At 47.3% G+C, this 15,087-nt stretch carries 5 protein-coding genes; 1 reads left to right on the forward strand and 4 read right to left on the reverse strand.

The genetic code is table 11. The features are described 5' to 3' along the window. From EXU57_RS15730 to EXU57_RS15740, 3 genes are all read right to left on the reverse strand, one after another. A complete protein-coding gene (locus EXU57_RS15730; RefSeq protein ID WP_243745618.1) occupies nt 1–1,518 on the reverse strand; it encodes a RagB/SusD family nutrient uptake outer membrane protein in 1,518 nt (505 codons plus the stop codon). 83 nt (nt 1,519–1,601) lie between these two features. Then, nucleotides 1,602–4,880 (reverse strand): SusC/RagA family TonB-linked outer membrane protein, encoded by a 3,279-nt coding sequence (locus EXU57_RS15735; RefSeq protein ID WP_133269181.1) that lies wholly within the window; start codon nt 4,878–4,880, stop codon nt 1,602–1,604. Nucleotides 4,881–4,900: 20 nt separating this feature from the next. Continuing rightward, complete coding sequence (locus EXU57_RS15740; protein ID WP_133269182.1) at nt 4,901–7,159, reverse strand: fasciclin domain-containing protein; 2,259 nt, start codon at nt 7,157–7,159, stop codon at nt 4,901–4,903. Nucleotides 7,160–7,967: 808 nt separating this feature from the next. Here EXU57_RS15740 and EXU57_RS15745 point away from each other — a divergent pair. Next, on the forward strand, nt 7,968–11,228 hold the full coding sequence (locus EXU57_RS15745; RefSeq protein ID WP_133269183.1) for a LamG-like jellyroll fold domain-containing protein: 3,261 nt from the start codon (nt 7,968–7,970) through the stop codon (nt 11,226–11,228). 1,231 nt (nt 11,229–12,459) lie between these two features. Here EXU57_RS15745 and EXU57_RS15750 read toward each other — a convergent pair. Continuing rightward, nucleotides 12,460–14,808 (reverse strand): S9 family peptidase, encoded by a 2,349-nt coding sequence (locus tag EXU57_RS15750; protein WP_133269184.1) that lies wholly within the window; start codon nt 14,806–14,808, stop codon nt 12,460–12,462. Nucleotides 14,809–15,087: the final 279 nt, after the last annotated feature.

Raw genomic sequence — 15,087 nt, forward strand, 5'->3', positions numbered from 1 at the left:
TTATTTGTAAAAGGGATTCTGAACAAGGTTTTTATTGGTCTGCAACTCGTAATCGAATATCGGGAAGTAGTGGCTGTTGTGGTCCTGCATTTTCGTTTGGGCCGTACGCACCAGGTTAGCCGGAACCGTTGTTGAAACCATGTCCATCAGGTAATCAAGATGCGCGTAGTTGTCTCTTTTGGCATAGCGCAAAACATCGTACCAGCGCTTACCCTCGAACATAAATTCCCTTGCTCTTTCTTCCAGGATGTACAACGACACTTCTTCTTTGCTGGCCGGGTTGGGGTTGGTGTTGGTTACGCTTAAGGCATTGGCGCGGTTACGTATGATGTTCACAATGTCGAGTGCTTCTGTACCGCGGTTAAGTTGTGCCAGCGCTTCGGCCTTCATCAGCAGCACATCGGCAAAGCGGTAAACAAACCAGTGGGTATTCGATTCAGATAGGGCAACCAGGTCGGTGCTGTTTTTACCAACATATTTCCAGATGGTGGCATCTTCCGACCTTACTGATGCGCCATCCGAGCGCAGGTCTTTAAGAAAGTTTACATCATCCGTTCCATAAACCTGGTCCATTACCCTGTTTGCTGCAACAAATCTTTTGTTTCCAACCGCAAACATGCTATAAAAAGGATTCAGCTTCTGCGCATCAAACTGGAACTCGAAAATACTTTCATTCGAATTGCCGGTACGATAAAGCGTATTAAACCAGGATGTTCCTCCGGCAATCAATCCAAAGCGCCGCGAGTTAATCACCTTATCTGCAGCAGCAATGGCCTCGGTATATTTCTCCATCCAAAGGTAAACATCTGCTTGTATAGCATTGATGGTATAGCGGGTAATTCTCCCTTTATCGTGTGCCTGGCTGCCGTAGGTTATTGCGGCTTTTGGCTCTGCCTCATTAAGGTCTTTCAAGATCTGCTGTAGCACTTCTGCCTGCGGGCTTTTTGCCAGTGTAACAATCTCCACGTCACTTGAAGTGGATTTCAATTTCAGCGGCACATCGCCAAAGCTGCGAACAAGGTAAAAGTACAACAAGGCGCGAAGTGCCTTTGCCTCAGCTATGTCTGCATCAAGTTGCTGCTGGGTCAGGGTCTTATCGGTATTTAATACAAGTGGCGCGAAGTCCATTACGGTGTTACAATAATTGATCGTACGGTATAGTGGCCGCCAGCTTACGATTGGATTGCTGGCAACGGTATTTACGTTGATCACCTCAAACTCCAGGCCCGAGGTACCCAATGAAGGCGCGACCATATCCGCCCTGAGTTCTCCCCACAGGAAGAGCAGTTCCGCAAGCGGGGTGCCGCTGCCACCAGGGTCGCCCAATAACGAACCATAGCAACCCATCACAAAGGCGTGGATTTGCTGTTTCGTTTTCCAGTAGTCTTCGCGAATGATCCCGTCCGACGGCTTCAGGTCAAGGCTCTTTTTACAGGAAGCCGCAACCAAAACAAAACCCAGCAGCACTAGGAATAAATAAAGTGGTTTCCTCAACATTTTCGAATTTTGTAAAGACATAAGTTTTTTTGTTACCGGCATTTGGACCCAGGGCGACAATGCTGGCGACGCTCCGTTCAAAGATTGTTTTTCATGGCAGCACATTAAAACGAACCCGTGAGACCAATGGTAAACATCTTTACCGGTGGTGTCATAGAATTATCTGTCGCCACCCTGAATGGGTCACTCCCCCGCACGCTAATCTCCGGATCCTGTCCCGTGTACCTGGTTGCCGTTACAATATTTTCTGCCGTGATGTATGCACTCAGGTTTTTGATTTTCATTTTCTCGAGCGTTGGTTTTGTAAACGTGTACCGAAGGGTAACGGTTCTAAACCTCAGGAAAGACCCATCCTCAACATATCGCGATGAGCCCAGCCAGTTATAACCTGTAGCAAACAAGGCTCGCGGCACGTCCGTTACGTCGCCGGGTTTACGCCAGCGTTGCAATACCTCTGTACTCTGGTTATCGTAACCATACATGTTGGTACTCCTCATTTCAGTACCGTTGATGATATCGTATTTGTAACGAAAGTTGAAAAAGGTGGATAGACGCCATTGCGACTTGTAGGCAACGTTCAATCCAAAACCACCTGCGAACTGCGGGTTACTGTTTCCTAGAAAAACGATGTCGCGATAATCGATGGTACCATCGTGGTTGATATCCTCGTACATGGCATCACCGGGTTGAAAAGTGTAGTCTACTGTTGGGTAGTTAAAGCGCATATATACCACGTCGCCATTGGGTCTCAACACCGGCTCACCTTTGTCGTTACGAACAACAGTTGCATCAAGATCTTTGTAAACCCCTTTATACCTGAAACCGTAGAACGAACCAAAAGGATTATCAACCTGCATAAAGGTCTTGTACTGCCCGTTTGAAGTGATGTTTCCTTTTTCGACCGGGTAGAACTCGGAGATTTCCCTGATCACGTTGATGTTCCTGGAAATATTGAAGTTGAAATCGATTGTCCAGGTTTTATTTTTGAAAGGGGTCGTATTCAGCGCGATTTCCCAGCCCTGGTTATCCATTGTACCCACGTTCATGTCTACGTCGTTGAAGCCGTTTTCAGACGCAATCTGCAGATCCTGGAAAAACAGGTCCTTCGTTCTGTTTTTGTAAAACTCTACGTCGAGACTTACTTTATTCTTAAACATTGCCAGGTTTACACCAACATTTTGACCGATGACAGTTTCCCACCTCAGGTTACGCAGTTCCATATTGGAGGAGTAAACCCCGGCTTCGCCAAGATAGTTCCAGTTGAGGTTGCTATAGGTGTTGTAAAAAGTATAGTCGCGCTTTGGGGCATTACCGCTGCGGCCATAGCTTGCACGTAAACTCAGGTCATCCACTACCTTGTTGAAGCGGGTCATAAACTTTTCGCCAGATATCCGCCATCTTGTAGAAAGAGACGGAAACAATCCATAACGGTTCGCCGATGACAAACGGGAGTTTGCATCACCACGAAGACCCGCATTGATCATGTACTTATCGTCGTAACCATATTGCGCGTTGAGCAATGCGCTTCGTGTGCGGGTCTGGCTGGTACCTGATGCCAGTTTCGACTCTGTGCCATTTGCCCGCGCAGGTATCGATGGATCCTGCAGGTTGGAGGATGCGGAGTTGGTTGTTTGCGCCTGGTACGATACACTCCGGGCGTCATAAGTCATGACATTCAATAAGCCTAAAAAGCTGTGCTTGCTATCGTTAATACGCGGGGTATAAGTTAATGAAGATTTTGTTTGTACGTTGAAGCCGTCGTTATCGCCATCGTAAGAAATGTTCACCGTATTTTCCGTCCATGGCCGGCCGGTTGCAATCTGGGGCAAAAAGCTTTTACTCTTGGTGTTGTTGATGTCGAACTGTACATCAAACGTTGCCGTCCAGATGTTCGGATCGATTGCATACTGCAGGTTGAACTTTGGAATGATGCGGTCGCTGGTGACTTTATTTACGGCAGAGTATGCCATAGCTACCGGATTGATTGTACCGCGGATGTTGCTGCCACTTACACCCAGGAACTGGCCCTGGATATTGGCGAAGGGAGAGTAATACACCGGGGTAAGGTTGCCGTATTCATCGTACTCATAAATGCCCATGTTCGGCATTTTTATATAGGCAACACTCCGCAGGTTGTCTGCGTAGTTCCTGCTGTTATTGGAATGGGTATAAGACAGGTCCGTTTTAAAGGTGATACGGTCGGATACGTTATAGTCGAGGTTGATCCGGGTGCTGATCCTGCTCAGGTCTGTTCCGATGGTAACACCTTGTTGATTCAGGTAACCCAGCGACGCATAATAACGCGCCTTTGCGCCACCACCCGTCATGGAAATGTTGTGGTCCTGGGTGTTGCCCATTCTTGAGATGGCGTCTACCCAATTGGTGTTGTTGCCATAATTATAAAAGTAGTAGGGATCGTTTGGGTCAAACTTAAATTCGTTAACCGATTGGGTGTTCAGCGGGATACCGTTCCTGTTCATATATGCTTCGGGTATCAGGTTCGAATACTGCTTCCCGTTCAGCATTGGGATGGGCTTTGCCTTTGGCGACACGGTTCCTTTGAAAGTATAGCTCAGGGTTGGCTTACCGCGTGTTCCCCTTTTGGTGTTGATAATCAAAACCCCGTTTGCCGCACGCGAACCCCATAGCGCAGTGGCTGCACCATCTTTTAGAATGGTGATGTCTTTGATATCGGAAGGGGCAATATTCAGTAAGGTGGCATACCCCTGATCGTCGGCGGTACCAAAGTTGAAGTCACTCGGGATTTGTGTTTCATAAGGCATCCCGTCCACTACAATCAACGGTTCGTTGGAAGAATTGATCGAAGACGTACCACGGATACGGATCTGCATACCTGCACCAGGATCCCCGGAGTTTGCGGCTATGTCAACACCTGCTAACCTGCCCTGTAACGCCTGGTCGATGGAAGTGGCCTGCATTTCTTCCATCTCCTTTGCGCTGATCTTGGCTGTCGCAATGGTAGAGTTACGGTCAGTTATCGATAACATGCCGTTGTCGGTGCGCTTTTGTGCAACCACAACAACATCGCCCATTTGTTTTGAACTGGAAGTCATTTTTACATTAAAGACCCTGCGGGTATTGATCGACAGGTCTTCAATTGCGATATAGCCAATGTTAGACAACGACAGTTTGTGCCGGGTATCGGAGATGCGCATGGAAAAGTTCCCGTTTACGTCGGTACTCACCCCGCGAATGACCCGCTTTTCCGCATCGATCTCTGTTACGGATACGCCTTGAACCGGGCTGTTTTTATCATCTGTGATCTTACCGGTTATCGTTATCGACTGCTGTTGTGCAAATACAAACGAGAACGATAGCAGCAGCACCAGGGATAATAAGCCTTTTGAAATAAAAATCTTCATAAGCAATTTATGGCAGGCAGTTATGGATTATAATTCAGGTAATCGTCTATCAGGTGTATCACGCTGCGGTTCGAAAGGTTGTTGCTTTGCGAAAGGATTACGTTGGCGGAGTTATTCCGGTTATCGCGTACCGACAACATGCCCGGACTGTTTACCAGCCGAACCTTTATCGAATTACCCTGGGCATCTTTCAGGTAGGTATCAACAAGCCCTGTTGCGTTGCCGTCGGGTACAACCGTACGACCAAACAGGATGTGGTATTGTATAAACTGGCGGACGAGTTCTTTATCGCGGTCGGCCGTTGGATTAAATACCGGAACCTTGTTAGGTGCGGTTCCTGTTCCAGGAAGCAGGCCATCATTTACCGCCTTCCTGATTGCATTATTGTTGGGAATAAAAACGGTGCTGAAGCCGGTCAGACCAATAATGTCGTTTGTGGCTGCATTGTAAAAGGTGGAATTGCTGAGGTACTGCCAAAAGAAATTGAAATCGGAAGTGGTGCTTAAACCAAGGTTCCTGATATGGGTGCCGACTGTTCGTTCAGAATACAAAGGCAGTTCGTTCAGGTAATAAACCGTTCCGTTTACTGCTGTTTTCATGCTATCTACATTGGCGACTTTGCCGAGGTCTTGCAATCCTGCTGTTTCAATCGTATTGTTCCTGTATTTAATGTAATCACCTTCCGTTCCGGCGTCGCCGGACTTTACAATGTTTGCACCAGACAGGTTATCTGTTTGTTGTTTGTACGGTTCGAAAAATACACAGGTACGAACGATACGGCTCAACTTATCAGATACGCCATTAGTGGTGGCGCTTCCGCCAGCGGGCCGGTATTCAAATTGGTCCCTGACAACGTTATAGGAATAGCCTGCGGCAAAAAACACATCGTCCGGGATAAGAAAAACGTTTGCCATAACATTCGACTTTGCAATTAGCAGTTTCAGGCCGGTTACGTTTAGCAAACGCGTCATCATGGTGTAAGCGGGATTGAGATAGGCTTTGCTGAATACCGTACTGAATACATCGGCTTCCTGCACTTTGGTTGTGCCGTAGATAATACCATTGCTCAGTATTCTACGGTCGAAAACATCAGCAGCCGGGTTAAACTTCGCCGGTTCGCTAAACCTGTTCCTGGTAACGGCAAACTTGCTCGGCCATACCACCGTAGGAAAAAGGTGCGAGTTTAAAAAGTCGGCAATAATCTCAATGGGTACCTGGTCGAGGGACGAATAATATTGTAGTAAGGTGTTTTTTACATAGGCATCAACTGCCGCATTATTTGGAATAAACATGGTCCAGCAGTCTTTCTGCCCATCGTTGTCTTCAAGCTTTACAAAGTTTTCGTTATTGGGTGAAAAGGCTAGTAAACCGGAATACACTTTTACAAATACCGAATCATTTTTGCCGGTGAGCACTTCGTAACGGCGGGAGGCATCGGCATTATAAATAAACTGCACCATGTTGTTTACATACAGGCGGTTCAGGATAGCACGAAAGCTGCTGTATTCGGGTTTTGTTCTGATGTATTCATCAATGCTCAGCAGGGGTGTAATTACCTTGTCGACCTCGTGAACAACCCCATTTTCAGCGGTGATATCCTTAGTCAACACACGTGCATTAGAAACATTGAAGCCGGTGTACTCAGTAGTGGGGAAAAAGTATTTGTAGTCGGCAGCAGTAAGGTTATTTGCTGCAAAGTAGTCGTCGGTAAAATAAGTGATGTACTTGTTGTTGTAATCAGATGGCAGGTAATTACCGGTAGCGGAAGCGAAAGTATTGTTGCGATTGTTCGCGATGGCAACAATCGGTTTATTGTTTAAACCAGTGTCTTTATAATACCCGGAATAGTAGGCGGTTCTTCTACGAAAAGCAATTGAAGGCGTCCACCCTGCATTGTTGGCGGTTGCCTGGTAATCATCTAGTCGATCCTTTTCAAAGGCGTTGTACACGAGCAGGTATTGGACCATTGCACGTGCTGAAACGGAGTCAATTTCTGTAACGGCCTTAATGCCTCTTTCAGCAAAGTATAGCTGGAACGCCTCATCGTTGGGTGCGAACATGGTCCAGTATCCTGCACCGGTCAGGGTTTCTTTGTAGCCGCCTTTTTCAATTAAGGCCACCAGGTTCTTGAAATTACCCTTTGCTGCGAGCAGGTCGTAAATGGGTGGTTCAAGCGACTCCGGCCGGTTGTATTTTGCGTCCCACTCTTTTTTTCTACAGCCAAAGAGTGTGATCAATAATAAGCATACAGTTAAAAACCGGGAAGTAAATTTCTTCATATTGTGCAGGCAAGCTTTGAATGAGAAGATATCACCTGGAATAACAGGTAAAACCGGTCAACAGAAAAATGGCGAAGGGATTTTGCGAGAGCGTTACCGGGTAATGAATGGGGGCATGCAACAGCAGGATACTGTGCATCTAAACGGGTTAGATTTGTTTTTAATGACATAACAACCGGGTAGCGTTTATTCGAATAAACAGCGTAATTCGTTAGAGATAAGGGAACTCATGGTAAATATAAATAAGTTGATTCAGCAACCATCATGTACCATCATGGAGGTAATGGCTTATGTTGTATGATGTATGTTATATGGAGTTACTTTAAATTATGAATTATGAGTTTAGGGTTATGAGTTTAGCGTTATGAGTCCGGAGTTATAAGGTCGGGGTATGAGTCGAGCGTTATGAGAACTAAGTTCACAGTTATAAGTTGTGCATAAAGGTAATGCCAGGGCGATAGCTAATATTAGCAAGTAAGTGAATTCGACTAATAGCTAAATACCAGCTTCGCAAATTTGCCGAATAGCATTGCTGCTGTAAAAGTGAGTGACACAACCGGAGCTTTATCGATGTTCTGTCGCCGGCTCCCCAAAAAAACTAAACTTTTTGACTTTTGCCGTTTGGGTTTTTACATTTTGCATTTTTAATTTTGACTTTTGCATTTTGACTTTTTACATTTTACATTTTTCATTTTTCATTTTCCCCCCGATAGTGCAGGACAGATACCATTGCCCTGCTGCCTACATTGTATGGTGTTTGGGCAAACCTGTCGCCCTGCTACAACGACTGCATTATCAATAAGCCAATATGAAGAAAATCTACCCTGCTTTTGTCCTGAGCCTATTATCGTTTATTACGTCATCAACCAGTGCACAAACACTTGCCTTTCCCGGGGCAGATGGCTTTGGCCGGTTTGCTAAAGGCGCCCGCGCAGTAACCAACCGCGAAGTATACATCGTTACCAACATTAATGATGCAGGACCAGGATCATTCCGCGACGCCGTAAGTAAACCCGGGCGTATCGTAGTTTTTGCTGTCGGTGGAAACATCAAACTGCTTTCAGATGTGGTCGTAACCGCCAACGTTACGATAGCTGGTCAAACCGCACCTGGCGACGGCATTGTACTATCCGGTAAAAGGGTAACGTTTTCGGGGGCAAGCAACACCATCAGCCGCTACCTGCGCGTAAGACTTGGCGCTACCGACAATGCGGGCAAAGACGCATCGGGACTCTCCAACGGGAACAACATGATCTTTGATCATATGTCTTTTTCCTGGGGTATGGATGAGGTTTTTTCCATCAACTGGGACAACAAAGGATCATCCCCCGACAGCATCACCATCCAGAACTCGATGATCGCACAAGGGCTTCACCGGGATAATCACTCAGCAGGCGGTCTCATACAAACCCCCGATGGTGGAAAGATCAGCCTGCTTCGAAACCTCTACATCAGCAATAAGACACGTAACCCTAAAGTGAAGGGAGTAAATGAATTTGTAAACAACGTCGTTTACAACTGGGGTAACGGTAATCGACTTGGACCAACACTCAATTATGGCTGGTCTGGCGATGCATACATCATGGGCGGTTCATCGGGTGTATCGGAAGTGAATGTGATCAACAACTATTTTATGAGCGGGCCGCTTACACCACCAACTGTGAAAACCCCGTTTTCTCGTGGTACCGGAACCTTCAACATTTTTGCATCGGGTAATTACTTCGATAAAAATATAAACGGAGTGCTCGATGGTAGCCTTGTGCCTTACGACTCTACGGGTTACCCGGGCATAACCGGCAATGCTTTTAAAATGCAACCGTTCCCCTACCCCGCTGCGAACCCGCTGCTGACTGCTGAGCAGGCCTACCAACTTGTTGCTGATAGTGCGGGAGCATCTTATCCGAAACGCGACCAGGTAGATTCGCTGCTGGCCGCCGAAGTGAGGTCACATGGAACCCAGGGTTATTATGTTTACCGCGAAACAGACCTGCCGTTTACGAATGGCGGGGTTGGCAATGTATTTAATGCACCCGCACCCCTGGATACCGACAGCGATGGTATGCCGGATGCATGGGAAGACGCAAATGGCCTCAACAAAAACAACAAAGCAGATGCTACCTTATTCAGCACCGGTTATCCGGAATACCTGAACATTGAAGTTTATATAAACGGGCTCATCAATACGACACCGCCACCATTCATCCTGCCGCCAACCAATGTATTGCTTGGTGCAACATCTTTTGAAACGCCCTCTCCTTACAGCAAGGTAACCATCAACTGGAGCGATAATGCAAATAACGAAGAGTATTATGTACTGGAGCGTTCTGAGGATAGCGTTGTGTTCTCCGACATCGCTCACCCTGTTGCAAATACCAGCAGCTACCTCGATAGCGGCCTTGTTCCCAACAAAACTTACTATTATCGGCTAAAGGCTGTACAAGGTGCCATTTCCTCTTCGTACAGTTCAATACTATCCGTAAAAACACCGCCACTGCCTTCAGCGCCTGTTGCACCGGGTACACCAAATCCCGTAAATGGAAATAAATATGTTGAACTCGCAGGGGGCAAGCTGACGCTCAGGTGGACGGGCAGTAACAACACCACGAGCTACCAGGTTTATCTTGGCAGTTCGGCAACGTTGCTTACTAAACTTGCCGATGTTCCTTACGCGGCTGCACCGTCGTACCAGCTAAGCGGGCTGGCCGACTCAACAACCTATTATTGGAGGGTTGATGCAAGCAATGCCAAAGGAACTGCCACCGGTACAGTATGGAACTTCAGGACAACCCCATTGTTTCAACCGGGTCTGATCGGACATTGGAGTTTTGATGAAGCAGACGGGATACAGGTGATAGATTCCAGCGACTACCAGGCGCATGGTATTCTTGGTTTAGATGATGATGACACAACCACCCGGATAACGGGCAGACTTAAAAACGCACTCGACTTTGCCAATGCGGATCCATCCAAATACGTGGTTAGCATTCCCAGCCAGGATCACCTGTTTATCGATCGTGGTTCTTTTTCGCTTGCTTTTTGGATGAAGGCTACGCCCAGCCACCTGCCGCAGGACAACAATACCAGTGCTTACTTATTGTGTAAAGGATCAATCTCGCGCAGTGCTTTGACCGGCGCCACGGGAAAGCGGTTCGACATTGAGTTCAAGAATAAACAACTTCGTTTTGCTGTTGACGACGACAACGACGCGGGTGGTGGCGGTAAAGATGAACTGCAAACCAATGGTGCACCCTTTTTTACCAATAGCTGGGTACACGTAGCCCTGGTGCGCGATACGCTCGCTAGGAAACTCCGTGCCTACTTAAACGGAGTTATGGTAGGCGAAACAAATAACACGAGGGCTAAATCAATTGGCGAGGCAAGTGCGCTCGCGATCGGGAATATAGGAGAACTCGAATTCCTGGCTAACACCAACGCCCCTGCACCTTACAAGGGTATGCTCGACGAATTGCGCTTGTACAACTACACCCTTACCCTTGCTGAAATACAACAGCTGGCACAGGTTGGGTCAGGAGCGCTGCCTATGAAACTGGTTGCATTTGCTGCCACTAAAAATGGAACAGCAGTACTGGTTAGCTGGCAAACAGCTTCGGAAGTTCAAGGGGGCAAATACATTGTAGAACGAAGCGCAGATGGCGCAAACTGGATGAGCATTGCTACGATTACAGCAAGCGGCAGGTCTGCCAATAATTACGGTTACACGGACAAACAGCCTTTGGACCGGAGCAACTTCTACCGGATCAGGCTCGTGTCTGCAGACGGCTCTTACAGCTTTACACCAGTGCGGCTTGTAAGCTTTAGCCGGCAAACCGAACTAACGCTGTACCCGAATCCATCTACTTCGGTAAGCATGATCTCCTTTAACCTTGCTTCTTCAAAAGGGGAGTTAACCATAACTGATGCCGCAGGTAAAACCATCTTAAAACAAACCCTTACCAGCGAAAGCGGCCCGGTAAACGTTCAAACCTCCACACTCGTTGCAGGCACCTATATCGTAAAACTAAAAACCGCTGAAACAACGTTGGTGAAAAAATTGGTGGTGATGCGTTGAACAGAATGAAAAATGTAAAATGGAAAATTAAAAAGGAATACTCCTGATCCGGAAATTGGTGCTCAATTGAAACCACAATGATTCATTGATCATCTTATCGACTAATCAACCTGTCAATTTCCCCTCAATACCACAATACCTGCCCGGTGATTGCTTTAACGCAAAGGGCGCAAAGGAAGGCCGCGCAAAGAACGCGAAGAAGCTGGCTGAGTTCTTGGAAAACCTGTTGGGTCCATAATGCTTACAACAGAACGCAGATGGATCAACCAATCAACTGATCAACTTATCAACCAATCAACTTTCTTCCCGATCCCACAATACCTAATACCCGTTTTCAATCCGAAATCCGCAATCCGCTAATCCTTATACCTCCTAGAATAGTCGGCAGGTGATTGTTTTAACGCAAAGAACGCAGAGGAAAGCCGCGCAAAGAACGTGAAGAAGATGGTTGAATTTTTGATAAACCTTTTGGATCCATCATGCTTACAACAGAACGCAAATGTGCTTCGCACTGCAAAGCACGCAACTAGTCAAAGGAACAACCAATCAACTTATCAACCTCTCAACTTCCTTCCTTATACCCAATACCACAATACCAAATCCCCGTTTTCAATCCTAAATTCGCCCATCCGCAATTCGCCAATCCTTATACCTCAATACCAGAATAACTGGCAGGTGATTGTTTCAACCCAAAGGGCGCAAAGGAAGGCCGCGCAAAGAACGTGAAGAAGATGGTTGAGTTTTTGGAAAACCTCTTGGATCCATCATGCTTACAACAGAACGCAAAGGTGCTTCGCACTGCAAAGCACGTAACTAGTCAACGGAACAACCAATCAACTGATCAACTAATCAACTTATCAACCTCTCAACTTCCTTCCTTATACCCAATACCACAATACCTAATACCCGTTTTCAATCCGCAATCCGCCAATCCTTATACCTCAGTAACAGAATAATCGGCAGGTGATTGTTTTAACGCAAAGGGCGCAAAGAAGGCCGCGCAAAGAACGCGAACAAAAGGGTTGAGTTTTTCAAAAACCATTTGGGCGAAAAATGCCTACAACCGAACGCAAAGGTGCTTCGCACTGCAAAGCACGTAACTAGTCAACGGAACAACCAATCAACTGATCAACTAATCAACTTATCAACCTCTCAACTTCCTTCCTTATACCCAATACCACAATACCTAATACCCGTTTTCAATTCGCAATCCGCTAATCCGCCAATCCACTCACCCTCCTACCCTCGGATCAGGCTTCGTCTTCAGCTCGTACTCCTGCGGGGGAGTTGCAGCCAATAAATGGCGTACGAAATAATCCCACCGCCGGCGCATCATATAAGGACCGAATTCGCCATAGCCATGGCGACTGTTTGGAAAGATCACCAGGTCGAAATCCTTGTTCGCTTTCTCCAATGCCTCTACCACCAGCAGGGTATTGTAGGGTGGTACATTATCATCGAGCATACCATGTGCAAGCATCAATTTGCCCTTAAGGTTTTTAGCATAGTTCTGGTTTGCCTGCGCTTCGTAGTTCGATTTACCGTCTGCACCAACGGTTAGCAAGCCAATATACCTTTCGCCCCAATCGTCTTCGTAGTTGCGGTTTTCATGATTACCCGATTCTGAGATGCCCACTTTAAAGAACTCCGGAAAACGGAACATCGCGGCTGCGGTTGCATAACCACCACCGGAATGCCCCCAGATACCAGCCCGGTCGATATCGATGTATGGATATTTTGCGGCAAGCTGTTTCATACCGGCAATCTGGTCGGGCAAGGTGTTATCCGCCATGTTTCCGTAGCACATGTCGTGAAAGCTTTTTGATCGCAATGGATTGCAGGTACCTTCAATGGCAACCACCACAAAACCCAGTTCGGCAAGTGCCTGGTTATCGCCAACGGCATTTTCAAAACCCCAGCTTCTTATGCTGCCACCCTGCGGACCGGGATAGATATAGTTGATGATGGGGTACTTCTTAGTGGGATCGAGCCTGGTGGGTGTAAACATTAACCCATACAGATCGGTTTGATTGTCCCTTGCTTTTACAACGATTGGTGTCGGTGGTTTCCAACCTGTAGCCGTGAGCCTTGAGATATCGGCTTTTTCTAATGTCAGCACGAGCTTGCCGGCGGCAGTGCGCAATACCATAACAGGCGGCACGTCCTGCTTCGAATAACTGTCCACAAAATATTTCCCCGAAGGCGAAAAGCTCACCTGGTGGTTCCCGTCTTCGGGGGTAAGCAAGGTTAGCTTTTTACCGTCAAAACCAACACTGTACAAATGACTGAAATAGGGATTGCGCCCCTGCTCGCGTCCACCTGCAAGAAAGTAAAGTGTGCGTGTTTTCTCATCTACCTTCAGCAGTTTCGAAATTGCCCATTCGCCTTTGGTGACCTGGTTTTTTACCTGGCCCGTTGTTGCATCGTACAGGTACAGGTGACCCCAGTTATCGCGCTCCGAAAACCAGAGTATCTCATTGGTGGCAGGCAGGTATCGCCAGTTAATACTCCCCTGTCCCGATTCGAACTGGGTGGCCACACTTTCGGCAAATACCTGGCGGATCTCGCCTGTAGCAGGATTTGCGATCCATACCGTTGCCTGCTTATGATCGCGGCTGGTTGATACAAAGGCAAGGCTCGAAGCATCAGCACTCCAGTCTACATCACCGAAGTCCTTACCACCACACGAAATATCATCGCACAGGGTTCCCCGGCGTGGATCCGGTGGCATCTTTAGCCGGATCACTTTCGGATTGTCCACTTCAATGATCACCCGGTGGATGGTAATCACGTCTTTGTCGCCGGGCAACGGGTACTTCCAGGCTTGCAGGGTTGGCTTACCTACGTTTGTTGTCACCAGGTACATGTCACTTGCCTTGCGTTGATCCTGTTGAAAGGTGGCGATCTTTTTTGAATCGGGCGACCACGCCAGTATCGCCCGGTCGCTTTTTTTCCAGCCGGCATTGTCGGTGGCATAGCCAAAGTCTTTTATGCCATCTGTAGTCAGCTGGGTTTCTTTATTGGTGGCAACTTCGCGTACCCAAAGGTTATGCTCACGTATAAAGGCCGCCCGTTTGCCGTCGGGTGAAAGCACGCTGTTCGACCGAACACCAGCGGAGTAAATTGTCCGGGGTGCATCGTCGGCAACAACGGAATTGTTGCCCGCATTGAATTTCCAGTTTTTACCTGCTACCGAAAACTGAAGGGCCTGATCGTTGGTGTAATTAATTGTTGAAAACGGAAGCCGGTTTGCATCGTATTTAGCCCCCGATGCTGAAGACAGGGCTCCGGCAAGTTTTTGCGCGTCAAAGGCTGTGGAGCGTTTTGCCGTTGCCGGGTTTACCAGTATGAATTCACTACCCTGAGGTGTCAATACCCGGTACCAGAACCGATCATCCGGCAACCAGGTCGCCTTTATCCCGGAACGATCAACCAATTGCCCGGTATTGTAACCAAGCATTTTTTCTGCACGTTCGTAATCGGCGGCGGTAAGGGTTGCAGACTGTTGCGCCAGCACTGCAAAACTGGTGGTGATACAAAACGAAAACGTAAATAGTATAGCGGCGAAAGACTTATGCATCGGAAGGAATTTTGGAATAGAATATCTTAAGCCTGAAAATAAGCTATAATGAATAAACCAACGCAAATGGCCTGGCTGCCCCTAGCAAGGATTTTTATGGACCCGGCGTGAGTGGTACTATTAGACAGCCGTTGCCCGCCCGGCCGCGCCAGTCGGACGGGCGTCGCACTCTTCAATGATGAGATTACGCTGCACCACTGAAAGGAAAATGATATTTTGGTTGTTTTCGCCTCTATATATTAAGCATTTTAGTGCTAAGTTGATAAGTTAAAAAGCACA

Source organism: Segetibacter sp. 3557_3 (assembly GCF_004354985.1).
Lineage (GTDB): Bacteria > Bacteroidota > Bacteroidia > Chitinophagales > Chitinophagaceae > Segetibacter.